At 61.3% G+C, this 21,671-nt stretch carries 25 protein-coding genes; 11 read left to right on the forward strand and 14 right to left on the reverse strand.

Annotation, left to right across the window (positions count from 1 at the left end; translation table 11 throughout):
• Positions 1–68 precede the first annotated feature (68 nt).
• From B4F27_RS02465 to rarD, 3 genes are all read left to right on the forward strand, one after another.
• Entirely contained in the window at positions 69–524 is a 456-nt protein-coding gene (locus B4F27_RS02465; protein ID WP_286758762.1) for a GAF domain-containing protein, read from the forward strand.
• Positions 525–559: 35 nt separating this feature from the next.
• Positions 560–1,183 carry a LysE family translocator gene (locus B4F27_RS02470; RefSeq protein ID WP_286758763.1) on the forward strand — a complete coding sequence of 208 codons (624 nt, stop codon included), beginning with the start codon at positions 560–562 and terminating at the stop codon, positions 1,181–1,183.
• A gap of 105 nt (positions 1,184–1,288) precedes the next feature.
• Entirely contained in the window at positions 1,289–2,215 is a 927-nt protein-coding gene (rarD, locus tag B4F27_RS02475; RefSeq protein WP_074636388.1) for an EamA family transporter RarD, read from the forward strand.
• Positions 2,216–2,271: 56 nt separating this feature from the next.
• Here rarD and B4F27_RS02480 read toward each other — a convergent pair whose 3' ends face one another.
• Positions 2,272–2,682 carry a nuclear transport factor 2 family protein gene (locus B4F27_RS02480; RefSeq protein WP_037942746.1) on the reverse strand — a complete coding sequence of 137 codons (411 nt, stop codon included), beginning with the start codon at positions 2,680–2,682 and terminating at the stop codon, positions 2,272–2,274.
• A gap of 59 nt (positions 2,683–2,741) precedes the next feature.
• On the opposite strand from B4F27_RS02480, the gene B4F27_RS02485 reads away from it, so the two are divergent.
• Positions 2,742–3,389 carry an RluA family pseudouridine synthase gene (locus tag B4F27_RS02485; RefSeq protein WP_005850315.1) on the forward strand — a complete coding sequence of 216 codons (648 nt, stop codon included), beginning with the start codon at positions 2,742–2,744 and terminating at the stop codon, positions 3,387–3,389.
• A 74-nt stretch (positions 3,390–3,463) separates the two neighbouring features.
• Here B4F27_RS02485 and B4F27_RS02490 read toward each other — a convergent pair whose 3' ends face one another.
• The gene (locus tag B4F27_RS02490; RefSeq protein WP_286758764.1) at positions 3,464–4,903 is read right to left on the reverse strand and encodes an aldehyde dehydrogenase family protein; all 1,440 of its coding nucleotides are present in this window, start codon (positions 4,901–4,903) and stop codon (positions 3,464–3,466) included.
• Between the two features lie 165 nt (positions 4,904–5,068).
• Between B4F27_RS02490 and B4F27_RS02495 the strand changes: the two genes are divergently transcribed.
• Positions 5,069–5,722: a peroxiredoxin gene (locus B4F27_RS02495; RefSeq protein WP_037965330.1), complete on the forward strand. Its 654-nt coding sequence runs from the start codon at positions 5,069–5,071 to the stop codon at positions 5,720–5,722.
• Positions 5,723–5,732: 10 nt separating this feature from the next.
• Here the strand turns inward: B4F27_RS02495 and B4F27_RS02500 are convergent, their stop codons facing one another.
• The 12 genes from B4F27_RS02500 to B4F27_RS02555 form a co-directional block, all read right to left on the reverse strand.
• Positions 5,733–6,449, reverse strand: coding sequence for a glycosyltransferase family 25 protein (locus B4F27_RS02500; RefSeq protein ID WP_286758765.1), 717 nt, complete (start codon positions 6,447–6,449; stop codon positions 5,733–5,735).
• Positions 6,450–6,492: 43 nt separating this feature from the next.
• Positions 6,493–7,293 (reverse strand): substrate-binding domain-containing protein, encoded by an 801-nt coding sequence (locus tag B4F27_RS02505; protein ID WP_286758766.1) that lies wholly within the window; start codon positions 7,291–7,293, stop codon positions 6,493–6,495.
• Entirely contained in the window at positions 7,290–8,006 is a 717-nt protein-coding gene (locus B4F27_RS02510) for an energy-coupling factor ABC transporter ATP-binding protein (protein WP_286758767.1), read from the reverse strand. Before B4F27_RS02510 ends, B4F27_RS02505 begins: the two co-directional genes overlap by 4 nt.
• A complete protein-coding gene (locus B4F27_RS02515; protein ID WP_037942756.1) occupies positions 8,000–8,704 on the reverse strand; it encodes an ABC transporter permease in 705 nt (234 codons plus the stop codon). The genes B4F27_RS02510 and B4F27_RS02515 overlap by 7 nt, the downstream gene beginning before the upstream one ends.
• 40 nt (positions 8,705–8,744) lie before the next feature.
• The gene (locus B4F27_RS02520; protein WP_005850301.1) at positions 8,745–8,876 is read right to left on the reverse strand and encodes a hypothetical protein; all 132 of its coding nucleotides are present in this window, start codon (positions 8,874–8,876) and stop codon (positions 8,745–8,747) included.
• Between the two features lie 57 nt (positions 8,877–8,933).
• The gene (locus tag B4F27_RS02525) at positions 8,934–10,136 is read right to left on the reverse strand and encodes a formate dehydrogenase subunit gamma (RefSeq protein ID WP_286758768.1); all 1,203 of its coding nucleotides are present in this window, start codon (positions 10,134–10,136) and stop codon (positions 8,934–8,936) included.
• Positions 10,137–10,222: 86 nt separating this feature from the next.
• The gene (fdh3B, locus tag B4F27_RS02530; RefSeq protein ID WP_005850298.1) at positions 10,223–10,816 is read right to left on the reverse strand and encodes a formate dehydrogenase FDH3 subunit beta; all 594 of its coding nucleotides are present in this window, start codon (positions 10,814–10,816) and stop codon (positions 10,223–10,225) included.
• A gap of 13 nt (positions 10,817–10,829) precedes the next feature.
• On the reverse strand, positions 10,830–13,808 hold the full coding sequence (locus B4F27_RS02535; protein WP_286758769.1) for a formate dehydrogenase subunit alpha: 2,979 nt from the start codon (positions 13,806–13,808) through the stop codon (positions 10,830–10,832).
• A gap of 101 nt (positions 13,809–13,909) precedes the next feature.
• Positions 13,910–14,098: a twin-arginine translocation signal domain-containing protein gene (locus B4F27_RS02540; protein ID WP_005850294.1), complete on the reverse strand. Its 189-nt coding sequence runs from the start codon at positions 14,096–14,098 to the stop codon at positions 13,910–13,912.
• 56 nt (positions 14,099–14,154) lie between these two features.
• Positions 14,155–14,763 (reverse strand): TorD/DmsD family molecular chaperone, encoded by a 609-nt coding sequence (locus B4F27_RS02545; protein ID WP_009825482.1) that lies wholly within the window; start codon positions 14,761–14,763, stop codon positions 14,155–14,157.
• Positions 14,760–15,377, reverse strand: a complete 618-nt coding sequence (locus B4F27_RS02550) for a DUF3306 domain-containing protein (RefSeq protein WP_286758770.1) — start codon at positions 15,375–15,377, stop codon at positions 14,760–14,762. Before B4F27_RS02550 ends, B4F27_RS02545 begins: the two co-directional genes overlap by 4 nt.
• On the reverse strand, positions 15,374–15,910 hold the full coding sequence (locus B4F27_RS02555) for a DUF3305 domain-containing protein (RefSeq protein ID WP_286758813.1): 537 nt from the start codon (positions 15,908–15,910) through the stop codon (positions 15,374–15,376). The genes B4F27_RS02550 and B4F27_RS02555 overlap by 4 nt, the downstream gene beginning before the upstream one ends.
• A gap of 365 nt (positions 15,911–16,275) precedes the next feature.
• On the opposite strand from B4F27_RS02555, the gene B4F27_RS02560 reads away from it, so the two are divergent.
• The 6 genes from B4F27_RS02560 (at position 16,276) to B4F27_RS02585 (ending at position 21,624) form a co-directional block, all read left to right on the forward strand.
• Positions 16,276–18,228, forward strand: a complete 1,953-nt coding sequence (locus tag B4F27_RS02560) for a 4Fe-4S binding protein (RefSeq protein ID WP_286758771.1) — start codon at positions 16,276–16,278, stop codon at positions 18,226–18,228.
• 37 nt (positions 18,229–18,265) lie between these two features.
• Entirely contained in the window at positions 18,266–18,466 is a 201-nt protein-coding gene (locus B4F27_RS02565; protein WP_009825478.1) for a DUF6494 family protein, read from the forward strand.
• The gene (gene apbC / locus B4F27_RS02570) at positions 18,463–19,530 is read left to right on the forward strand and encodes an iron-sulfur cluster carrier protein ApbC (protein ID WP_074636371.1); all 1,068 of its coding nucleotides are present in this window, start codon (positions 18,463–18,465) and stop codon (positions 19,528–19,530) included. The genes B4F27_RS02565 and apbC overlap by 4 nt, the downstream gene beginning before the upstream one ends.
• A complete protein-coding gene (locus B4F27_RS02575) occupies positions 19,527–20,228 on the forward strand; it encodes a biotin/lipoate--protein ligase family protein (RefSeq protein WP_286758772.1) in 702 nt (233 codons plus the stop codon). The genes apbC and B4F27_RS02575 overlap by 4 nt, the downstream gene beginning before the upstream one ends.
• Entirely contained in the window at positions 20,225–20,743 is a 519-nt protein-coding gene (locus tag B4F27_RS02580; protein WP_005850279.1) for a DUF6505 family protein, read from the forward strand. The genes B4F27_RS02575 and B4F27_RS02580 overlap by 4 nt, the downstream gene beginning before the upstream one ends.
• Positions 20,744–21,111: 368 nt before the next feature.
• Positions 21,112–21,624 (forward strand): hypothetical protein, encoded by a 513-nt coding sequence (locus B4F27_RS02585; protein WP_005850277.1) that lies wholly within the window; start codon positions 21,112–21,114, stop codon positions 21,622–21,624.
• Positions 21,625–21,671 lie beyond the last annotated feature (47 nt).

Raw genomic sequence — 21,671 nt, forward strand, 5'->3', positions numbered from 1 at the left:
ATGGACTAAATCCTCGGGGGTCGGGGGGCAGACAGCCCCCCGGTCCGACAGTAACAAAAGGCACTTTTATGCGCGTTGACTATCCTACCCTCTCCAAAACCCTCCACGCTTTGACCGACGGCGAAACCGACAGCGTGGCGCTGATGGCCACCGTCGCCTGCGAGGTGCACCACGCCGACGACCGCTTTGACTGGACGGGGTTCTACCGTGTGACCGCGCCAGAGCTGCTTAAGATCGGGCCCTATCAGGGCGGGCATGGCTGTCTGGTGATCCCCTTCGCGCGTGGGGTGTGCGGTGCTGCCGCGCGCACCGGCGAAACGCAGCTGGTTGCGGATGTGGATGCCTTTCCGGGCCACATCGCTTGCGCGTCCTCCACGCGGTCTGAACTGGTCCTGCCCGTCTGGAACGGCGCCGGAGAGCTGCTGGGTGTCTTTGATATCGACAGCAACCAGCCCGCCGCGTTTGACCAGACCGACGCCGATGAACTCGCCGCGATTCTGAAATCTGTTTTCGCAAACGCCTAGGCCGGTGATCCTGCCCGTCGATCAAAGGAAATGTCATGAGCTTTGACGCTTGGCTCGTGTTTACCCTGTTCTGGGTGGTGTTTGTCACCACGCCGGGGCCGAACGCGGTGAACTGTATCAGCAACGGGATGAACCTGGGCTTCGCGCGGGCGATGGTCGGGGTGCTGGCGATCCTGACGCAGGCCTCGCTGTTTCTGGCGCTGTCAGCGATTGGCGTGACGGCGCTGCTGACGGCCTCGGCCACGGGGTTCTTCGTGGCCAAGATGATCGGGGCAGGGTTTCTGATCTATCTGGGCGTGCGCGGGCTGGTCCTGGCGGGCAAGCCCGTGGTGATGGAGGATCGTCCCGCCGCGTCGGTCTATTGGCGTGCCTTTGCGATTGCGACGATCAACCCAAAATCGGTCGCCGGATATCTTGCGGCCTTCAGCCAGTTCGTGCAGCCGGATGTCCCGATCTGGGACCAGATGATCGTGATCGTGCCGACGGCGCTGACCCTGACCGCGGCCAGCTATACCGGGTTTACGGCGCTTGGGGCGGGGCTGGGGCGGGCTGCCTTGGGAGCGGTGTTCAACGTCTGGTTCCGCCGCGTGATGGCGGTCAGCTTTATCATCTACGGGGTGCTGTTGGGCAGCGCGCATACGCCGATGCCTAAGGGGTGATCAAGGGCTGTTCCCGCGCGCCTGTGGGACAAGTGCCCTTGGGTCAGTCTTTCCCTCTGGTCCCTGCGGTCCTGCGGGCGTAAGCAGACCCCAAGGAGACACGATATGCGCAACCCAGATACCCTATCCAACACCCAGCCCGCCCCGCCCGAGGACACGCCCCAAGGGCTTGCCTTTGCGATTGGGGCCTATGGTCTTTGGGGGTTTCTGCCGCTGTACATGAAGGCCATCGCCCATATTCCCGCGGCAGAGATTGTCGTGCACCGGGTCATCTGGTCAGTGCCCGTGGGCGCATTGGTGCTGATCCTTCTGGGGCGCACCGCCACCCTGCGCGAGGCGTTCCGGTCGCCGCGTACCTTGGCGATGGGCTGTGTCACGGCGACGCTGATCTCGGTCAACTGGGGCATCTACATCTGGGCGGTGAACTCGGGTCATGCGCTGGACGCGGCCTTGGGCTATTACATCAACCCGTTGTTCAGCATTCTGCTGGGGGCGTTGCTGCTGGGGGAACGTCTGTCGAGACTTCAGCTTGCGGCACTCGGGCTGGCAGCCGTCGCCGTCGCGATCCTGACGCTCGATTCCGGTCGCTTCCCTTGGGTCGCACTGAGCCTGACATTCACGTTCGGGCTGTATGCGCTGGCGAAAAAGCGGCTGCCGATCGGGCCGAACCAGGGTTTCCTGCTTGAGGTCCTGATCCTGCTGGCCCCTGCGCTGGCCTATCTGGTTTACCTGATCATGACGGGGCAAAACCACTTTGGTCAGGGCGTGCCGTTTAATACGTGGATGCTGGTGGGCTGCGGCGTGGTCACGGCGGTGCCCCTGATCTTTTACGCCAACGGAGCCAAGCGGCTGCGGCTATCGACCATCGGTATCTTGCAGTATATCGCGCCGACGATGATCTTCCTTTGCGCTGTGCTGGTCTTTGACGAACCCTTTGGGCGCGCGCGCATGATTGCCTTTCCGCTGATCTGGGGGGCGCTGGTGATCTATTCGATCTCGCTGTTTCGGCAGATGCGGCACAAACCGGCGTGACAAGGGGGGAGGAGGGGCGCAGACATGTCGCGCCCCTCGATCATTATATCATTCGCTCAGGACAGCGCGTCCTTGAAAGCGAGGAAGCTGGGGTCTTTCATCACCCGTGCGTTCATCGCCTCACGTAGGGCACCGATGGATTTATAGGGGCGCATCACCACCTCGAATTTGGCGATCAGACCGTCGTCACCCAGGGTGATCAGATCGACGCCAACGGCATCCAGATCCCCGATCTTGCACTGGAACTCCAGCGCCCAATCTGTGCCTTCCCCCATGATCCGGCGGTATTTGAAATCGCTAAAGACATTGCCGACGTGTCCCAGGACCGCTGCCACAGGGGCGCGGCCGGTCCAGGTCTTGTAATATGTCGGCGGCATGAAGGTGACGTCTTCCGCCAGCAGCGGGGCGATCTTTTCCGAATCCCCCTTGGCGACAACATCAATCATCTTGGTAATAGTAGGATGCATTCCGGGTCCTTTGGTACAGATTGGCTTGAAAACCTACCCTAACTCTGAGACGGACACTTATGGAAACAGAATATAATCCGCCCCAAGATCCGCTGGTTGTCCTGCATGAAGACGCCGAAGTGCTGCTTGTCGACAAGCCCGCGGGCTTGCTGTCGGTGCCGGGCAAGGGGCCGCATCTGGCCGATTGTCTCATCGCGCGGGTGCAGGATGCATTTCCGGACGCGCTGCTGGTGCATCGCCTGGATCGAGACACCTCGGGCGTGATGATCTTTGCGCTGACGCCCCATGCGCAGCGCCATCTGGGATTGCAGTTTGAAAAGCGGATGACGCGCAAGACCTATGTCGCGCGGGTCTGGGGGGTACCGCAGGAAAAGACCGGCACCATTGATCTGCCGCTGATCGTGGATTGGCCGAACCGCCCGCGCCAGATGGTCTGCCATGAAACGGGTAAACCCGCACAAACCGACTGGCGTGTGCTGAAAGACGAAGGCGACACCGCGCGGGTGCGCCTTAGCCCCAAGACAGGGCGCAGCCATCAGCTGCGGGTGCATATGCTGAGCCTCGGCCACCCGATTCTGGGCGATCCGTTTTACGCCACGGGGCCCGCGTTGGCGTATCCGCGCCTGATGCTCCATTCAGAGGAGCTGCGGTTCAACCATCCTCAGGGCGGACATTCGACCAAGATCCGCGCCAAGGCACCGTTCTAAAGGCCATAGGGCGCAGACGAAAAAGGCCACCCCGCAGGGTGGCCTTGGTTTTTACAGCGTGTCCGAAGGACAGCTTATTCAGCGGCCCAACCCGAGACGGCCTTGATCTCGGTAAAGTCCTCGATCCCGTACATGCCACCCTCGCGGCCATTGCCCGATTGCTTCATGCCGCCAAAGGGCGACCCTGCGGCGCGGCTTTGGCCGTTCATCTCGACCATGCCCGACCGCAGCTGACGCGCCAGACGGTTGCGACGCTCGCCATCTTGCGACTGGACATAGTTGGTCAGACCGTAAACCGTGTCATTGGCGATCTGGACCGCTTGCTCTTCGCTGTCGAACTTCATGATCGACAGAACCGGCCCAAAGATTTCCTCGCGCGCGATGGTCATGTCGGGGGTCACGTCTGCAAAGACAGTGGGTTTGACAAAGAACCCGCGGTTCAACCCGTCAGGCCGTCCGGTGCCGCCCGCAACCAAACGCGCGCCCTCGTCGATGCCCTTCTGGATCAGGTCCTGAATCTTGTTGAACTGCGATTCATTGACCACGGGGCCGATATGACGCCCATCATCGGAGGCAGGACCAACGGTAACCTGCGACGCCACAGCGCCTGCTTCTTCGACGGCTTTGTCATAGACATCCGACTGCACAAGCATACGGCTGGGGGCGTTACACGACTGGCCGGTGTTGTTCATCATATGCAGCACGCCGCGTTTGACCGCCTTGTCATCGGCATCGTTGAAGATGATGTTCGCGCCTTTGCCACCCAGTTCAAGGTGGACCTTTTTCAGCGTATCCGCCGCTGCTTTCGAGATCAGCGTGCCCGCGCGGGTGGAGCCGGTGAAGCTGATCATGTCGATGTCTTTATGCGACGACATCTGGCTGCCGACACCGACGCCATCGCCGTTCACAAGGTTGAACACCCCTTTGGGGAAGCCTGCCTCGTCAATCAGTTCAGCAAAGATCATCGCGTCCAGCGGGCTTTCCTCGGAAGGTTTCAGCACCATCGTGCAACCCGAAACGATCGCCGCGCCGACCTTGAGCGTGATCTGGTTCATCGGCCAGTTCCACGGCGTGATCAGACCGGCAACGCCCACGGCTTCGCGGATGATCCGGTCATTCGGGGCGTGATCGCCAAGCGGCTGTTCGAATTTGAACTCTTTCGCGGCCTTGATGAAGTTGCTTAGGTGATAAGAACCGGCACCAACCTGCGACGTGCGGGCCAGATCCATCGGCGCACCCATAGCCGTGCTCATCGCTTTGGCCAGATCCTCGGCGCGGGCCTGATAGACCTCTAGCAGCTTTTCCAGCAGGGCGATGCGTTCCGCCGGAGGCGTCGCCATCCAGCCGGGCAGGGCGGCCTTGGCAGCGGCAACCGCGGCATCGGTATCCGCCTGATCCCCAAGCGAGATGACCGCGCAGGGCTCCTCTGTGGTGGGGTCGATCACGTGATAGTCATTCGGCTTGGCGGGGGATACCCATTCACCGTTGATGTAAAACTCGCGCTTCTCCAGCATGGGAAAACTCCTTTTGTCATGCGGTGCCGGGGACGTTTCCCCCAGCCTGTTGCGCGTACCATGTCACCACATCTGGGGACCCGCAAGTGAGGGGGTGAAACCGGCAGCGCAACGTCCTACATAAGTGGTGAACGACAAACCGAAACCATGAAGCCGGAGAATATTATGTCCTTGCGCATCAACGATACCATCCCCGATCTGACCGTCGAAACCGATCAGGGCACGATCAGCCTGCACGATTGGGTGGGCGACAGCTGGGCGATCCTTTTTTCGCACCCAAAGGATTTCACGCCGGTCTGCACCACCGAATTCGGGGCAGTCGCACAGCTTGCCGACGAATGGGAAAAGCGCGGCACCAAGGTGATGGGCATTTCCGTGGACGGTGTTGAAGAGCACAAGAAGTGGAAAGGCGATATCGAGACCTTCGCCGGTGCCAAAGCGGGCTTTCCGATCATCGCGGATAACGACCTGACCGTTGCCAAAGCCTTCGACATGCTGCCGGCCGACGCTTATCTGCCCGATGGCCGCACCCCCAACGACAGCGCCACAGTCCGCGCCGTGTTCATCATCGGGCCGGACAAGCAGCTGAAGCTGTCGATGACCTACCCGATGACCGTGGGCCGCAACTTTGCCGAGGTCTTGCGCGCGCTGGACGGCTTGCAGACCTCGACCGGCAAGGGCGTGGCGACACCGGCGAACTGGAATGTCGGCGACGACGTAATCATCCCCGCGACCCTGTCGGATGACGACGCCAAGGCGAAGTTCGGCGACTTCAACAAGATCCTGCCCTACCTGCGCACCACCAAAGCGCCCAGCTAAGGGCCGGATCTCAGGCTTTCTGAGGTCGCAATTTAACCTGCGTGCGATACCACGCCCGCTTTAATTCCCGCATCAGCTTGCCGCTGGTGCGGGTTTTTTGCTGGATGGTTGACCCGCCGATCTGGTTGGCGATTTCGCTTAGCCCATTGGGAAGCAGGGCGTGGAGCTTTTGCCCCGTCACCCAATGCATCTGCAGCCATGTATCGACAGGGCGGTCAATCTGGGTCGATCCGTCAAGCAAGCGCTGCGCGGCGTCGCGCCCCACCACCTGACAGCAACACTGCAAGCCGATCCGCTTGGGCAGGATCAACGCCATATCGCCGTCACGCGCCACGACATCTGCGGGCAGCTCTCGCATCTTGGGCGGCAGGCGCAGGTACATATCGGGCGTCATATTCTGGTGGATAAGTTGCAACGCGCGGTCCAACTCTGGCCGCGACACGGCGAGGTCATCCTCGACAATCATCGCGTAATCCCAGCCCTGATCGACGATCATTTGCCAGCATTTGCGATGGCTTTGAAAGACGCCGATCTCGGCCGGTGTCAGGGCGAAGGGATAGGACGGGCTGTGCATGTTGCCAGAGTGGGTGCGCACATCTGCGACCTGCGTAGGGTCGCGGCCATTCACCGCTTCGACGACCTGCGCATCGGGCAGATCCTGCAGCAACCGCGCGACATTGGCGTGCCGCGCGGTGCTGGTGGACATATGGATGATCAATGATTTCATGCGGCTTGATACCGCGCATGGCGAGGTTCTCAAACCGTTTAAATCACTGCTCGGCGTTAAAGGTGAACAGCTTTTCGCCGTTGATCGTATAGCTGTCGATCAGGTCTTTGGCGCGGTCGCCGACCAGCCAGTCTTCCAACTGGGCCGCGGCGTCTTTGTTTACATGCGCGTGTTTCTCGGGGTTCACCGGAATATAGGCATATTGGTTGAACAGCACCGGATCGCCCGCAAAGAGGATTGCCAGATCGGCCTTGTTGTCAAAGTTCAGCCAGCTTGCGCGGTCGGACATGATATAGGCACCCATCCCTGCAGCGGTGTTGAGGCTCGCGCCCATGCCCGCGCCGACAGCTTTGTACCATTCACTGAATGTCGCGGGGTCCAGATCAGCACCGGCCCAAAGCGAGAGTTCTTTCTTGTGGGTGCCGCTGTCGTCGCCACGGCTCACGAAAGGCGTCTCGGCCGCTTCGATCTTGACCAGCGCGTCCTTCGCAGTCTCTGCGTCTTTGATCGCGGCGGGGTCGTCATTTGGGCCGATCAGGACGAAATCATTATACATGATCTCGCGGCGGTGGGTGCCATAGCCGTCGGCGACAAAGGCCTCTTCGGCTTTCTTGGAGTGCACCAGAATGGCATCGACGTCGCCTGCTTCGCCCAAGCGCAAGGCTTGACCGGTGCCGACGATCAGCAGTTGCACGTCAAGGTCCAGATCTTCTTTGATGGCGGGCAGCAGAACGTCGGACAGACCAGAGTTGTTGAAGGACGTGGTGACAGCCATTTTCATGGTGTCCGCCTGCGCAGCCGTGGTGCCAAGTGCGAGAACAAGAGCGGGAATCAAGGATTTCATATCAAAATATCTCCATTCAGGAACGATTTGAATTCCGGGGTCTGCGGGGCGTCAAACGCATCGGGCGCCGGGCCAGCCTCGTGAATGCGACCTTTAAACAGAAACAATATTTCAGTTGCAAGGCGCCGCGCCTGACCCAGATCATGCGTCGCCATCACGATGCGCGTCCCTGAGTGATGGGCAGATTGCAGCAGCGCCTCTATATCCTTGACGGAGCGGCCATCCAGATTGGCGCAGGGCTCATCCAGCAGCAGCATCTCGGGGGTGCGGATCAAGGCGCGGGCGAGGGCGAGCTTTTGTTTCTCGCCACCGGACAACCCCGTCGCGGGGCGATCCAGCGCGGGCGTCAGGCCGATACGAGCCGCCCATGCCTCTACCGCTTTGTTCACCTGCGCCTTGGGCTGGCCAAGTATCGCCAGAGGATAGCCCAGATTGGCGCGCACCGACCGGCGCAGCATCACGGGGCTTTGGAAGACATAGGCCTGTCGCATCCGCGCAAGGTCATCCGGAACGGCCCATGTGACCGCGCCCGTCGACAGCCGTTCAAGGCCGTGCAGCGCCTTGAGGAATGTCGTCTTGCCCGCACCATTGGGCCCCAGCAGGATCGTGAAGCCGGTTTTGCCAAGGGTCAGGTCCACGGGGCCCAGCAATCGCTTGCCGCGGCGGGTAACGCTGACGTCGCGCATATGGGCGGGCAGCAGGGGGGTCACCATCTGCCCTCTCTTTCTGTGCGCGACAGGGCGTGGATGATCAGGTTCACACTCAGCGCCAGCGCGATCAGCACAAAGCCCAGACCAAGCGCCAGTGCGAAATCACCCTTGCCGGTTTCCAGCGCGATGGCGGTGGTCAGCACGCGGGTGGCGTGGTCGATATTGCCGCCCACGATCATGATCGCGCCGACCTCGCCGATGGCTCGGCCAAAGCCTGCCAGCGCCGCCGTCAACAAGGCCCGCCGCCCGTCCGAGATCAGCGTCAAGATGCGCCGCGTCGGGGTGGTGTTCAGCGAGATCAGCAGATCGTGGTATTCGGCCCAAAGATCACGCATCGCCTGATGGGTGATAGAGGCGATGAGCGGCGTGATAATGATCACCTGCGCAATGATCATCGCCGTGGGCGTGAACAGCAGCCCCAGCACCCCGAAGGGACCGGCGCGCGACAGCAGCAGATAGACGATCAATCCCACCACGACGGGGGGCAATCCCATGAGGGAGTTCAGCACCGCAATCGCGGTACGGCGGAAGCGGAAACGGCGGATGGCGAGCCATGTGCCGAAGGGCAGCGCGATGGTCGAGGCAATGACCAGCGCCGTCAGGCTGACCTGCAACGACCTGAGCGTAATCTCGATCAGGTCGGGATCGCCGGTAACAACCAGCCAGAACGCAGAAGAAAGGCCCGCCCAGATATCATTCATCGGGCGGGCCGTCGGAGTTTGCTATGCATAGGATGCGGTCTTAGTCGCCCAGCCGGACATTGCGATCAGACGAGGTCTGCTCGGCCGCGGAGAACCCTGCGTTGTCCAACGCAAAGTTCATGCCCGCAGCAAGGATGACCAAGGCGACGATGGCAGTGATAAAAGCTTTCATTCCGTACCTCGTTGATGCGCATTGGCACGCTGGGTGGGGGGCGTTGGGTGCATCATATCACTCTGCCGGCTGCGTGCCAGAGGCAGGTTTACCCTGCTTCGCGACAACTTCGTCGGCCCAGATGCTGTGGTGCTCGCGGGCCCATTCAAGATCGACATCGCCCGACCCCATCGCCTCGAACGCGCCTTCCATGCCGAGTGTCCCGATATAGATATGCGCGATGATCACCGCCATCAGGACAAAGCTGATAACGGCGTGCCACAGCTGGGCGTATTGCATTTCCTCTTGCGGGGTCAGCGTGGCGTCTATTGTGCCAAGCCCCAACAGTTGCGGCACGCCCATGTCATTCAACAGCGCCAGCGTAGGTTCGAACATCGTCAGTTCGAACGGGAAGAGCAGCGAAATACCCGAGACAGAGATCGAGGTGCCCAGAATGATGACGGCCCAGAAGATCAGCTTTTGACCTGCATTGAACTTCTTGGCGGGGGGGTGACCCTTGCCGAAGATCCCGCCGCCCTTGAGGATCCAGTTGATGTCTGTGCGATCCGGTAGATTGTGGACGATCCACATGACGAACACCATCACCAGCCCCAGCATAAAGGCCCATGACACGTTGTTGTGGATCCACTTGCCCGCGATGGCGAAGGTCGAAAACGCCTCGTGGCCGAACAGCGGGATCAGCAGTTTACGCCCCGCAAGCGATAGCAGACCGGTGATGGCCAGCAGGATGAACGAGCTTGCGATCAGCCAGTGGCCGAAGCGTTCGATGAATTTGAACCGTTCGATGGTGATACCCGCGCGCCCGTGTTCGATACGGATACGTCCGCGGATCAGATAGAAAATCGCCATCAGCACGACGGTGACACCCAACAGCAGGCTGCCATAGGTCAGCAGCGGGCCGTGACGGAAGTTCAGCCACCACATGCCACCGTCCTGCATCAGGACCTTGGCCGCAGGTCCGCGGTTGCTGGCGCGCGCGTCGGGCAGGGCGTCGGCCCGGATCTCGCGCCACAGGTCCGCATCGGATGCGCTACCAAGCGGTCCAAGGTGAGATTCGGCCGGGGGCGGGTTGCCCTCTAGCGGTAAGGGAAGCTCGGCCCCTAAGGGCACGTCCTCGCCGCGTTGGCGGGCCATGATGTCTTCAAGCGACTGTTGGCCCGGTTGCAAGACCGAGGCATCGCCCGAGGTGTCTTGCGCGGCGGAAAGACCGGCAAAGGACACAATAAATATGAGAGGCAGCAGAACGCGCAGCAATGTCATCGGGACCTCCGACAGGATAAAGATAGTTGGCCCGCCAGCAGCAGGTGCCAGCGGGCCAAGGAAAGCATGAATATGCGAAAGGGGGCTTAGCCGCCCTTTTGCTCGTATGCCGTGCCCCAGCCCCAGGCGCCCGAGCCAAAGCCGCGCGCGACAACGCGTTCGCGGTAGATGCCCGAGACGACATCGCCGTCACCGGCCAGCAGCGCTTTGGTCGAACACATCTCGGCGCAGATCGGCAGCTTGCCTTCGGCGATCCGGTTGCGGCCGTACTTCTGGAATTCCGCTTCGGAGTGGTTTTCCTCGGGGCCACCGGCGCAGAAGGTACATTTGTCCATCTTGCCGCGCGACCCGAAGTTGCCCGCCTGTGGATACTGCGGCGCGCCGAAGGGGCAGGCGTAGAAGCAGTACCCGCAGCCGATGCACAGATCCTTGGAGTGCAGAACGATGCCGTCGTCGGTCTGGTAGAAGCAGTCTACTGGGCAGACCGCCATACAGGGCGCATCGGAACAATGCATACACGCAACCGAGATCGACCGTTCGCCGGGTTGGCCGTCCTGAATGGTGACGACCTTACGGCGGTTGATGCCCCACGGTACTTCGTGTTCGTTCTTACAGGCCGTGACGCAGGCGTTGCATTCGATGCAGCGTTCGGCGTCGCAGAGAAACTTTGCTCTTGCCATCTTAATAGTCTCCTTACGCTGTCCAGATTTTGCAGAGAGTCGCTTTGGTCTCTTGCATCTGAGTTACTGAGTCATAGCCATATGTTTGCGCGGTGTTGGTGGATTCACCCAGGACGTAAGGGTCGGCCCCCTCTGGGTATCTGTCCCGCAAATCAACGCCTTCCATGTGGCCGCCAAAGTGGAATGGCATGAACGCCACGCCGCTTTCGACACGTTCCGTGACCATCGCCATCACCTTGACCTTGCCGCCTTCGGGGCCTTCGACCCAGACATCGGCCCCGTCACGCACACCCAGATTGTTAGCGTCGCGCGTGTTGATCTCGATGAACATGTCCTGCTGAAGCTCGGCCAACCAGGGGTTGGATCGGGTTTCGTCGCCGCCCCCTTCGTATTCGACGAGACGACCAGAGGTCAGCACGATCGGATAGTCCTTGGAGAAGTCATTCTCCTGGATGGACTTATACATGGTGGGCAGGCGCCAGAACTTCTTGTCGTCATAGGTCGGGTAGTCTGCGACCAGATCACGACGGTTGGTGTACAGCGGTTCGCGGTGGATTGGCACCGGATCGGGGAAGGTCCAGACCACGGCACGGGCCTTGGCGTTGCCGAAGGGGGCGCAGCCATGCTTGATCGCGACGCGCTGGATGCCGCCCGACAGGTCGGTTTTCCAGTTCACGCCACCGGTGTCGGCGATATAGTCCGACGGGGTCTCGCCGGTCTGGGATGTTTCACCGACTTCCTCATTCGGCTTTGCGTTCGCCGGTTGGCCTTCGGGATAGCCCGCAACATAGTTGATCACGGCCATCTCTTCGTCGGTCAGATCCTTGTCCCAGCCCAGTTCACGCAGCATGGACATGGTGAACTCTGGGTAGCCGTCCTTGATCTCGGAACCAGCGCTGTAGACGCCTTCGGCCAGTAGGTTGTCCCCGTCACGTTCCACACCGAAACGGGCGCGGAAGGTCAGACCGCCTTCGGCAACGGGCAGCGACATATCGTACAGGTTCGCTGTGCCGGGGTGGTTCATCTCGGGCGTGCCCCATGCGGGCCAAGGCAAACCATAGAAGTCCCCGTCGGCCGGTCCGCCTTTGGCGCGCAGCGTGGTGCGGTCAAAGGTGTGCTGGTTGGCCATGTGCATCTTCATGCGCTCGGGGCTTTGTGCGGTGTAACCGATGGTCCACATGCCGCGGTTGAACTCGCGGGTCAGGTCCTCGATGTTGGGTTCGTCCCCGTCCAGCGCGATGTTCTTGAACAGACGGTCGCTGAAACCGAACTTGTCCGCGAACAGCTTGATGATCGTGTGGTCGGGCTTGGATTCGAACAGGGGCTCGACGACCTGATCACGCCACTGCAGCGACCGGTTGGACGCGGTGACAGAGCCGCGGGTTTCGAACTGGGTCGTTGCGGGCAACAGATACAGCCCGTCTTGGCGGTCCTGCATCACGGCGGACACCGTTGGATATGGATCGACAACGACCATCAGGTCGAGTTTCTCCATCGCGGTGACCATTTCCTTTTGACGGGTCTGAGAGTTGGGCGCGTGGCCCCACAGAACCATCGCGCGGGTGTTGTCCGGCTGGTCGATGTTTTCCTTGTCTTCCAGCACGCCGTCAATCCAGCGGCTCACGGGGATACCGGTCAGGTTCATCATCGAGGTGTCGTTGAACGACGCCTTGGAGAAGCGGGATTGCAACCATTCAAGGTCTTCTTCCCAAACCCGCGCCCAGTGGGCCCATGCCCCTGCGGACAGACCATAGTAGCCCGGCAGCGTATCGGCCAGAACGCCTAGATCGGTGGCACCCTGAACGTTGTCGTGGCCGCGGAAGATGTTTGTGCCGCCGCCCGCGGTGCCCATGTTGCCAAGAGCCAGCTGCAGGATGCAGTACGCGCGGGTGTTGTTGTTGCCGTTGCTGTGCTGCGTGCCGCCCATGCACCAGATCACGGTGCCGGGACGGTTGTTGGCCAGGGTGCGCGCAACGCGTTCAAGCTGCGACGCAGGTGCGCCGGTCACGCGTTCGACTTCTTCGGGTGTCCACTTCGCGACTTCGTCACGGATCTGGTCCATGCCCCAAACGCGGGTGCGGATGAATTCCTTGTCTTCCCATCCGTTTTCGAAGATGTGCCAGAGGATACCCCAGACCAGCGCCACGTCCGAACCGGGACGGAAGCGGACATATTCATCCGCGTGGGCCGCCGTACGGGTAAAGCGTGGATCGCACACGATCATCGGCGCGTTGTTCTGCTCTTTCGCTTTCAGCAGGTGCAGCAGCGACACGGGGTGCGCCTCGGCAGGGTTGCCGCCGATGACAAAGATCGCCTGGCTGTTGTGAATGTCGTTGTAGCTGTTGGTCATGGCGCCGTAGCCCCATGTGTTCGCAACGCCCGCAACGGTGGTGGAGTGACAGATACGCGCCTGGTGGTCGACGTTATTGGTGCCCCAATAGGCCGCGAACTTGCGGAACAGATACGCCTGTTCGTTGTTGTGCTTGGCCGAGCCGAGCCAGTAGACGGAATCGGGACCGCTTTCTTCGCGGATCACGTTCATCTTGTCGCCGATCTCGTTGATCGCCTGTTCCCAGCTGATCCGAACCCACTGGCCACCCTCTTTTTTCATCGGGTATTTCAAGCGGCGTTCACCGTGGGCGTGTTCGCGTACCGACGCCCCTTTGGCGCAATGCGAGCCAAGGTTGAACGGGCTGTCCCAGCCGGGTTCCTGACCCGTCCAGACGCCGTTCGACACTTCGGCGATGACGGTACAGCCAACCGAACAGTGGGTGCAGACGGATTTGATCGTCTCTACCGCGCCGCTGACGGCGGTGGCAGCTGACGCTTGTGTGACAGAGCCCGCGGTCGATGCGATCGCCGCAAGGCCGCCGATGGCCAGACCGGATCCACGCAGGAATGCGCGACGGTCAACGGATTTTTCCGCGATGTCGGATAGCATGCCCGCCCGCTGGGGCCGCCGTGCCATCCCGTTGGTCTTTTTCCGAAGCATAATAGTCTCCCTTGATGCCCGCGTGCTCTGACCGTGTGGGTCGGACCGGGGCTGAGTTTTCCTCCCGCGGTGGTTAGGCGCGCGGGTTGTTGATCACTGAATTAGAAGCGTGTGCTTTCCAGATAGGCGCGGGTGTGCGCGGTATCTTGCATCTTGTCCGACTGCAGATCGACTGGCTGCGCCTCGGCGGCGGTGCCGCTGCTGGCCACGGCAACGGCGGCTGCCGGTGCGGCTGTCCCTGCCAGTTTCAGGAAATTGCGGCGGTTGGTGCCTTTGGTATCCTGGGTCATGGGTTGTACCCCTTTCCTTGGTTATGCGGGGGGAAGCCCCGCCTGATGTGGTGCGGTTATCCCGCCGTCATACGAAATGCTTCGCGTTCAATGTCCATGAAGGCGCTGCCGACTGCGGCAACCCCGGCATATAGGACGGAGTTCTTGGCCCCTTGCAGGTCGGTAAAGAAGTGACCCGCCCAAGGCGCGATGTGTTTGTTGAAAAACGCCCGCTGCGTGGCGTCGCTGGCCGGAGCCCCAAAGCGCCCGACGATCATACCGCCCATCATCTCCATCAGGGATGCGATGTTGTCTTCGGGTTCAAAGACGTTTTCGGCGCGGCTGATGCGCTGTGCGGCCATATCGCTGCGCAGGGCGGCGAGGGGCTTTTCGTTCAGAAAGCCGGTCAGGTAATAGCTGGCATAGGGCAGCAGCTCGCCCCGGCCAAGACCAATGAACAGCGCGTTGAATTCGGTTTGCACTTTCTTGGGCGTCATGGCCTTGGCCACACGCGCAAGCCCGTTGATCGCCTCGCCCAACGGGCTGTCATCGCCGGACAGGCCGGCGGTCTGGTCCAGCAGCATCTGGTCCGCAGGGCGGGCCAGCATCACGCCAAGGTAATTGTACAGATCAGCGCGCAGGCGATCTTCGGCAGAGACTTGGGTGGCTTGGGCGGCAGCGGTCATGCGCTTTGCTCCTCAAAACGAAAGGCCATGCGGCGCGGGGGCAGGGCTGCGGGTTCTTCCATCGCTGTTTCGGCGACGGGGGGCTCTGCGGGGGTATCCGCTTGGGCCACGGCGACGGCGGGTGCGTCGACCTCTGCCGGAACGACGGGCGTGGTCGGCTCTGTTTCAGCAGGTGTTTCTGCGGCATCGGTGGCGGTGTCGAGCGCGGCCGCAGCCTTGCGCGCGACATCTTCGATATGACGGCGCAGCCCTTTGCCAACCTCATAGCTGGTGGTGAAATTCGTCACGGCAGAGGCTTGGGTATAGTCGTCAGCGTAGTCGACCAGATCATCCAGACAGGCCAGTGCCGGATCGGAAACCCACAGTTTGCGCAGTGCACGGCGGCGCAGGTGTTCGGGGATGGCACGGGCCATAAAGGCCGAGAAATCATCGCCCGCTTTCAGCGTGTCAGGGTCGGGCAGATCGAACTCTGCCAGCAGTTCGGCGTCGGATTTTTCCGCCAGCGCGGCCTGATGCTGCGCCTCTGCCTGCTCTGCGGCGGCTTGCTGCGCGGCGGCTTCCTCTGCCCTGACGGCAGCGCGGCGGCGATCCCAGAAGGATGTGTGACGGGTCATTGCGAGGACCCCGAACGCGACGTGCGCGGTGCGCGGTAGACATCGGTCGTCTGCGAGATGCGCGCGTCCCCGATCCCGTCTTGCTTCGGCTCTTGGTATTTGTCGCGCCGACGCTTCACAAAGGCTTCTTCTTCGTGGTGCGTGTCGACATAGGCGCTGATCCAGGCATGGACCTGCGGGGTCATCATGACCTTTTCGACGATATCTTCGCCATTGTCGCTGTAATCCTGCGCCTCATAGGGGGAGGCAGTGACCATCACCACCTCAAGCGGGCGGGCAGGGTCGCGGGTTTCGCGGCAGATGACATAAAGGCAGGGCACATGCGCGGCGAGCCCGTGCACATAGGCTTCGGTGTCAGAGCGGTACAGCGTTAGCGGGACAGTGGTCACGTGATAGTCGGACACCTCGCCTTCGGTACGCAGCAGCTTCCAGTCGGCGGGGTCGGCACCGGGCAGGACACAAACCGCACGCCAAACGACCTTCGCCCATTTCGTCACGCCGGGTGACTTGCGAAGGACTACCCCGACGGGCATCGTTTGCGCTGATTTAAGCGGTGCGTTCAATTTGGTTTCCGATGATGTTTCAGGCGTTTCCGGCCTCATATTGACGTAATCATAACGCGTATCAAAGAGGATTCTAGGGTTGAATCACACAGTTTTGTGATTGCTGCAATGCGGCATTTCCCATACGTCAGCATTTGCCATATTTGACTGGGGTTTCGATCTTTCCGACTGTTTTTGTTGGGTAATTCATGCCGTGGGTGCGAACGGCCTTTTTGCGGGACGCAGGGGCAATTAGGGGTTTGCGGCGGGTCGCGAACACCACTAGCTTGGCGTGCGAGCGCTGACAGCGCCTTGCCGCTTGACCCATCCCATCCGGTGCTGTCCCCGAGGAGATTATGGAAAAGACTTTTCTGCTGTGCGACTGTCTGGGCAGTCAGGATATTGACGCGCCTGCCTTGTCAAAGGCGACGGGTCTGCCGTGCTCCAAGGTCTATAGCTGTCTGTGCACCGACCAGATCGGCACCGCGGCAGAGGCGATAGCCGCGGGCAACACCGTGATCGCGTGCCAGCAGGAACGTCCCCGTTTCGAGGAGCTGGCCGCCGAGATCAACGCAGAGGTGCCCCAGTTCGTCGATATTCGCGATCGCGCCGGCTGGCACGACGATCAGGGCGACGCGACGCCCAAGATGGCCGCCCTGATGGCGGAGCAGCAGCTTGCCGCGCCGGCACCACGGGTGATGGATGTCGTGTCTGAGGGCACGTGTCTGATCATGGCCCCGCCCGCCCTCGCGCTTGAGGTGGCAGAGATGGTGGCCGATACGCTTGCGGTGACGGTGCTGTGGCAGGGCGATTATGACGCGGCAGTTGATCCTCGTTTTGACGTGGTCAAAGGCAATCTGCGCAAGGCATCGGGCGCATTGGGCGATTTCAGCCTGACCTTTGACCAGTTGCAGATGTTGATCCCCGGTGGGCGCGGCGTGCCTTCGTTCACCGCGCCGCGGGACGGGGCCAAGTCGCAATGCGATATCATTCTGGATTTGACGGGGAATACATCGCTGTTTCCCGCGCCGCACAAACGTGACGGCTATCTGCGGGCCGATCCGGGCAGCAAGCCCGCCGTAGCAGAGGCCGTGCGCGAGGCCATGCAGATGGTCGGCACCTTTGAAAAGCCGCTTTACGTGCGGCTGACTGAAAGTCTTTGCGCCCATTCGCGGGCCGGGCAGGCCGCCTGTTCCAACTGTCTGGACCTCTGCCCGACGGGGGCGATCACCTCGGCCGGGGAACATGTGGCGATTGACCCGATGATCTGCGCGGGTTGCGGTAGCTGTTCTGCGGTTTGCCCCTCGGGGGCGATCACCTATGATGCGCCGCCCGTGGATACCCTGTTCCGCCGGCTGTCGACGCTGGCATCCACCTATCGCAAGGCAGGCGGCACCGCGCCGCGCTTGCTGGTGCATGACGACGACCACGGGGCCGAGATGATCCGCCTTTACGCGCGCTTTGGCGCGGGCTTGCCGGTTGATGTCATCCCGCTGGCCGTGGATGCGCTGGCGGGGTTTGGCCATGCAGAGATGCTCGCCGCACTTGGCTGCGGCTTTGCGCATGTGGATGTATTGCTGTCGCCACGTACAGAGCGTGACGTGATCGAGGTGCAGGCCGAGATTGCCCGCGCGATCAGCGGCAGCGATACGATCCGTCTCATTGATGTGGCCGACCCCGATGCGCTGGAAACAGCGCTGGTCACCGAAACCGCGCAGCCCGCGCATGACACACTGCTGCCTCTGGGCACCCGCCGTCAGGTCGCACGGCTTGCGGGCAAGACCCTTCAGCCCGAGGCCAAGGTGATCGACCTGCCCGACGCCGCCCCCTATGGCGCGGTGCTGGTGGATACCGATGCCTGCACGCTCTGCCTGTCCTGTGTGTCGCTTTGCCCGTCCGGGGCGCTTGGCGATAACCCCGATCTGCCCCAGCTGCGCTTTCAGGAAGATGCCTGCCTGCAATGCGGGCTATGTGCGAACGTCTGCCCCGAGGATGCGATTACACTGAAGCCGCAGTTGAACCTGACCGCGCAGGCCTTCACCCAAGTGGTGCTGCACGAGGAAGAGCCCTTTGCCTGTATCGAATGCGGGTCGCTGTTCGGCGTGAAATCCACCGTGGAAAAGATCACCGAAAAGCTGGCGGGCAAGCACGCTATGTTCGCCTCGTCCGAGGCGGCAAAGATGATCCAGATGTGCGACAACTGCCGGATCAACGCGCAGTACCACGCGCAGAACAATCCGCTGGCTGGCAAAGAACGCCCGCGTGTGCGCACATCCGAAGACTATTTCAGCAAGCGCAAAGATCACTAAGCGCTGTGCCGACCCACCCAAAGAACAGGAGAAAATCATGAGCGATGATTTCAACATGTCGATGCGCAAGTTCCTCAAGCAGGTCGGTGTGACCTCGCAGCAGGCGATCGAAGAAGCGATGCGCGAAAACGGCGACACCGGCGGCAAGACATTCGAGGCCAAGGTGGTGCTGACCATTGACGGGCTGGACCTTGAACATGTCGTGACTGGCAAGATCCAAGGGCAGTCCGAAGCGTGAGCGTCACCCGTGATGCCGTACTGGCCTGCCTGAAAACCCTGAACGATCCCGTCTCCGGTAAGGATATTGTAGAGCTTGGGCTTGTGAAGGCGCTGACCGTCGACGACGGCGCGGTGCGCTTTGTGCTTGAGGTCAACCCGAGCCACGCCGACGCCTACGCCAAGCTGCGCGACGAGGCCGACGCCGCTGTAAAGGCGCTTGAGGGCGTTGCCTCTGTCTCGGCCGTGCTGACGGCCCATTCCAAGCAGGCACCGCCGCCCGACCTGAAGCTGGGGCGCAAGTCCGAACCCGCGGGGCCCGAGAAGATCCCCGGCGTGGACCGGATCATCGCCATTGCGTCGGGCAAGGGCGGGGTGGGTAAATCTACCGTTGCCGCGAACCTTGCCTGTGCGCTGGCCGCCGAAGGGCGTCGCGTGGGCATGCTGGATGCCGATGTCTACGGCCCCTCGCAGCCGCGGATGCTGGGCGTGTCCGGGCGGCCTGCATCCCCCGATGGCAAGACGATCCTGCCGATGCGCAATTTTGGCGTGACGATGATGTCGATCGGGTTGATGACCAATGACGATCAGGCGGTCGTCTGGCGCGGCCCGATGCTGATGGGCGCGTTGCAGCAGATGATGATGCAAGTCCAATGGGGCGCGCTGGATGTGTTGATCGTTGATCTGCCCCCCGGCACCGGCGATGTGCAGATGACGCTGGCGCAAAAGGCCCATGTGGACGGCGCGATCATCGTCAGCACACCGCAAGACGTGGCGCTGCTGGATGCCCGTAAGGGGATCGACATGTTCAACCAGCTGAAGACCCCGATCCTCGGGATGATCGAGAACATGAGCACGCATATCTGCTCTAACTGCGGGCACGAGGAACATGTCTTTGGGCATGGGGGCGTCGCCGCCGAGGCTGAAAAGCTGGGCGTGCCTTTGTTGGCCGAGATTCCGTTGCATCTGGATATCCGTGTCGCGGCTGACGGGGGCGCGCCGATTGTGGTGTCGAAACCCGACAGCGCGCAGGCCGAAGGCTTCCGCAAGGTGGCCAAGGCCCTGATCGCGGGCGGGCACGCATGAGCGACAGCCCCGTCTTCCCCCCTTTGTTGACCGGCGTACAGGCGGAGGACCCGTTCGCTCAGGCCTGCGCAGAGGCGCGGCAGGGGTGTGATGCGGGGCTGGTGCTGTATAATCTGGGGCCAAGCGTATTGCAGGCCGCCATCGTCTTTGCGCCCGAGGTGCCGCTGGCCCGGGCGATGGCGATGCTCCCGCTTTGTGCGGTGGGCTTCCAGAACGCGCTTGGCGCGCTCGCCCCGCCAGAGGTGGGGGTGCATCTTGCCTGGAACGGCGATCTGCGTTTGAACGGTGCGATCTGCGGCCAGATGCGGGCGGCGGCGTCTGATACAGACCCTCATCACGTGCCCGACTGGCTGGTCGTTGCGTTTCACGTGAAGCTATTGCCGCAATCCGACACGCCGGGCGAAACGCCCGATGTCACCACACTTTATGGCGAGGGGTGTGCCGAGGTGAGCCCGGTCGAGCTGCTAGAGGCCTGGGCGCGGCATATGCTGGTGGCGCTGAACCGCTGGGATGACGAGGGCGCGGGCCCCTTGCACAAGGAATGGACCGGATTGGCTTGGGCCATGGGCGATCAGATCACCTATGGCGATCTGACGGGCGACTTTACCGGTATCGACGAAAACTTTGGCCTGCTGCTGAAAACCGATACGACCACGCATCTTATTCCCCTGACCGACCTGCTGGAGCCAGCCCCATGAGCGATCTCTTCCTCGCCCGCGCCATCCACTTTGATGAAAGCGACCGCAATGTGTTCCACGCGCCCGCGCGCACGGGTGAATGGTGCGTCTCTGGCGGGTTCGAATTCTCGAACTGGTCCGAAGGTGATCTGACCGGCAAGGCGCGGCAGGCCTTCGCGAATGGCTGGATGGGCGTAGAGACGTTTGGCCGCGTCACCTTTGTTGCCGTGACCAAAGCCGAACCCTTCGAGGTTGAAGCGATCACCTTGCAACTGATGAAGCATTTCGTCGAGATCTATGGCGCGCCGTCGCCCGAAGCGGCTCGCCCCGTCGCGGAAGAGGAAGTCGCCCAGATGATGGAGCTTTGCGCCGACCACGCGCCAAACACCTTGCTGACCGTCGCACGCGAGCTTTCCGACAGTGGTGTGCGCGAAAGCTATCGTTTCATTGAACCGCAGGATGCGGGAATTGACCAGTTTGCGGTACACGGATCGTTAGACGATGACGATCATGGCGGGCACGGCCATTCTCACTGACAGTTAACTATACGAAACGCCCTGTCCGGCTATCCGGTCGGGGTTTTCCCTGATCTGGGCCCGGATCGGGCCAAACATTCCCCCAAATAAATAGAATCAACGCCCTTTTGCATGAGGGTGACTCGCCTGCTTTGCGCGGCGAGATGCGGGTTTGCGTCTGCAATCACCGCGCGAATTGCGTGTTTCGCCATCGAATTGATAGCGCCGCATATACGGACGGGTAGGGGGCTGCCCAGCAGATCAAAAACCTAGCCCTAAGCGAGAATGCACCCCGAGACATTTCCCCTGATGATGAGTTCAGGACAGCCCAAACACTGGGCCGGTTCATCAAAACCGCCGGCGGTGGTCGGCAACTAGGGGAAAAAATTATGACTTTCAAAACTCAACAAATCGCCCGTGCACTGCTTGCTGGTGTCGCGATTTCTGTCGCCGGCGTGCCGGCTTTTGCTGACGCACTTTCCAGCACATTTTCTTTCCGCATCGTCGAAACCAATGACGGTGGCGAAGAGCAGTTGATCGAGCGGGGCACCGTCCGCCCTGGCGAGGTCATCCAATACCAACTGCAGCACGAGAACACGACTGCAGACGCACTTGCGGGGATCGTTATTGCGGCCCCCGTACCCGAAGGGGTCACCCTGACGCTTGGCGCACAGAGCACATCGATCAAGGCCGTGTTCGAAGTCCAGGCTGATCTCGACCCTGAAAACGATGGCCTTGAATGGTCCACACTTCCCGCCACCCGCATGGTCGCCGGTGCAGATGGCACACTCCAACCAGAACCACTTCCTGAGGATCAGATTGCTGCCGTCCGTTGGACGCTCAGCGAACCTTTGGAGTCAGGCGAAATCGCACTCAACAGCTATCGGGTGCGCGTCAACTGATCGGGGGGAACCTGATCCAATTTACCTAATCTAGTTAAATCAAAGGA

The sequence above is a fragment of the Sulfitobacter sp. UBA1132 genome, assembly GCF_002311545.1.
In the GTDB taxonomy this organism is placed as follows: Bacteria; Pseudomonadota; Alphaproteobacteria; order Rhodobacterales; family Rhodobacteraceae; genus Sulfitobacter; species Sulfitobacter pontiacus.

Bases quoted from the DNA above. Each gene is read 5' to 3' on its own strand.
- B4F27_RS02465 (WP_286758762.1), top strand. From the start codon at position 69: ATGCGCGTTGACTATCCTACCCTCTCCAAAACCCTCCACGCTTTGACC.
- B4F27_RS02470 (WP_286758763.1), top strand. From the start codon at position 560: ATGAGCTTTGACGCTTGGCTCGTGTTTACCCTGTTCTGGGTGGTGTTT.
- rarD (WP_074636388.1), top strand. From the start codon at position 1,289: ATGCGCAACCCAGATACCCTATCCAACACCCAGCCCGCCCCGCCCGAG.
- B4F27_RS02480 (WP_037942746.1), bottom strand. From the start codon at position 2,682: ATGCATCCTACTATTACCAAGATGATTGATGTTGTCGCCAAGGGGGAT.
- B4F27_RS02485 (WP_005850315.1), top strand. From the start codon at position 2,742: ATGGAAACAGAATATAATCCGCCCCAAGATCCGCTGGTTGTCCTGCAT.
- B4F27_RS02490 (WP_286758764.1), bottom strand. From the start codon at position 4,903: ATGCTGGAGAAGCGCGAGTTTTACATCAACGGTGAATGGGTATCCCCC.
- B4F27_RS02495 (WP_037965330.1), top strand. From the start codon at position 5,069: ATGTCCTTGCGCATCAACGATACCATCCCCGATCTGACCGTCGAAACC.
- B4F27_RS02500 (WP_286758765.1), bottom strand. From the start codon at position 6,449: ATGAAATCATTGATCATCCATATGTCCACCAGCACCGCGCGGCACGCC.
- B4F27_RS02505 (WP_286758766.1), bottom strand. From the start codon at position 7,293: ATGAAATCCTTGATTCCCGCTCTTGTTCTCGCACTTGGCACCACGGCT.
- B4F27_RS02510 (WP_286758767.1), bottom strand. From the start codon at position 8,006: ATGGTGACCCCCCTGCTGCCCGCCCATATGCGCGACGTCAGCGTTACC.
- B4F27_RS02515 (WP_037942756.1), bottom strand. From the start codon at position 8,704: ATGAATGATATCTGGGCGGGCCTTTCTTCTGCGTTCTGGCTGGTTGTT.
- B4F27_RS02520 (WP_005850301.1), bottom strand. From the start codon at position 8,876: ATGAAAGCTTTTATCACTGCCATCGTCGCCTTGGTCATCCTTGCTGCG.
- B4F27_RS02525 (WP_286758768.1), bottom strand. From the start codon at position 10,136: ATGACATTGCTGCGCGTTCTGCTGCCTCTCATATTTATTGTGTCCTTT.
- fdh3B (WP_005850298.1), bottom strand. From the start codon at position 10,816: ATGGCAAGAGCAAAGTTTCTCTGCGACGCCGAACGCTGCATCGAATGC.
- B4F27_RS02535 (WP_286758769.1), bottom strand. From the start codon at position 13,808: ATGCTTCGGAAAAAGACCAACGGGATGGCACGGCGGCCCCAGCGGGCG.
- B4F27_RS02540 (WP_005850294.1), bottom strand. From the start codon at position 14,098: ATGACCCAGGATACCAAAGGCACCAACCGCCGCAATTTCCTGAAACTG.
- B4F27_RS02545 (WP_009825482.1), bottom strand. From the start codon at position 14,763: ATGACCGCTGCCGCCCAAGCCACCCAAGTCTCTGCCGAAGATCGCCTG.
- B4F27_RS02550 (WP_286758770.1), bottom strand. From the start codon at position 15,377: ATGACCCGTCACACATCCTTCTGGGATCGCCGCCGCGCTGCCGTCAGG.
- B4F27_RS02555 (WP_286758813.1), bottom strand. From the start codon at position 15,910: ATGCCCGTCGGGGTAGTCCTTCGCAAGTCACCCGGCGTGACGAAATGG.
- B4F27_RS02560 (WP_286758771.1), top strand. From the start codon at position 16,276: ATGGAAAAGACTTTTCTGCTGTGCGACTGTCTGGGCAGTCAGGATATT.
- B4F27_RS02565 (WP_009825478.1), top strand. From the start codon at position 18,266: ATGAGCGATGATTTCAACATGTCGATGCGCAAGTTCCTCAAGCAGGTC.
- B4F27_RS02575 (WP_286758772.1), top strand. From the start codon at position 19,527: ATGAGCGACAGCCCCGTCTTCCCCCCTTTGTTGACCGGCGTACAGGCG.
- B4F27_RS02580 (WP_005850279.1), top strand. From the start codon at position 20,225: ATGAGCGATCTCTTCCTCGCCCGCGCCATCCACTTTGATGAAAGCGAC.
- B4F27_RS02585 (WP_005850277.1), top strand. From the start codon at position 21,112: ATGACTTTCAAAACTCAACAAATCGCCCGTGCACTGCTTGCTGGTGTC.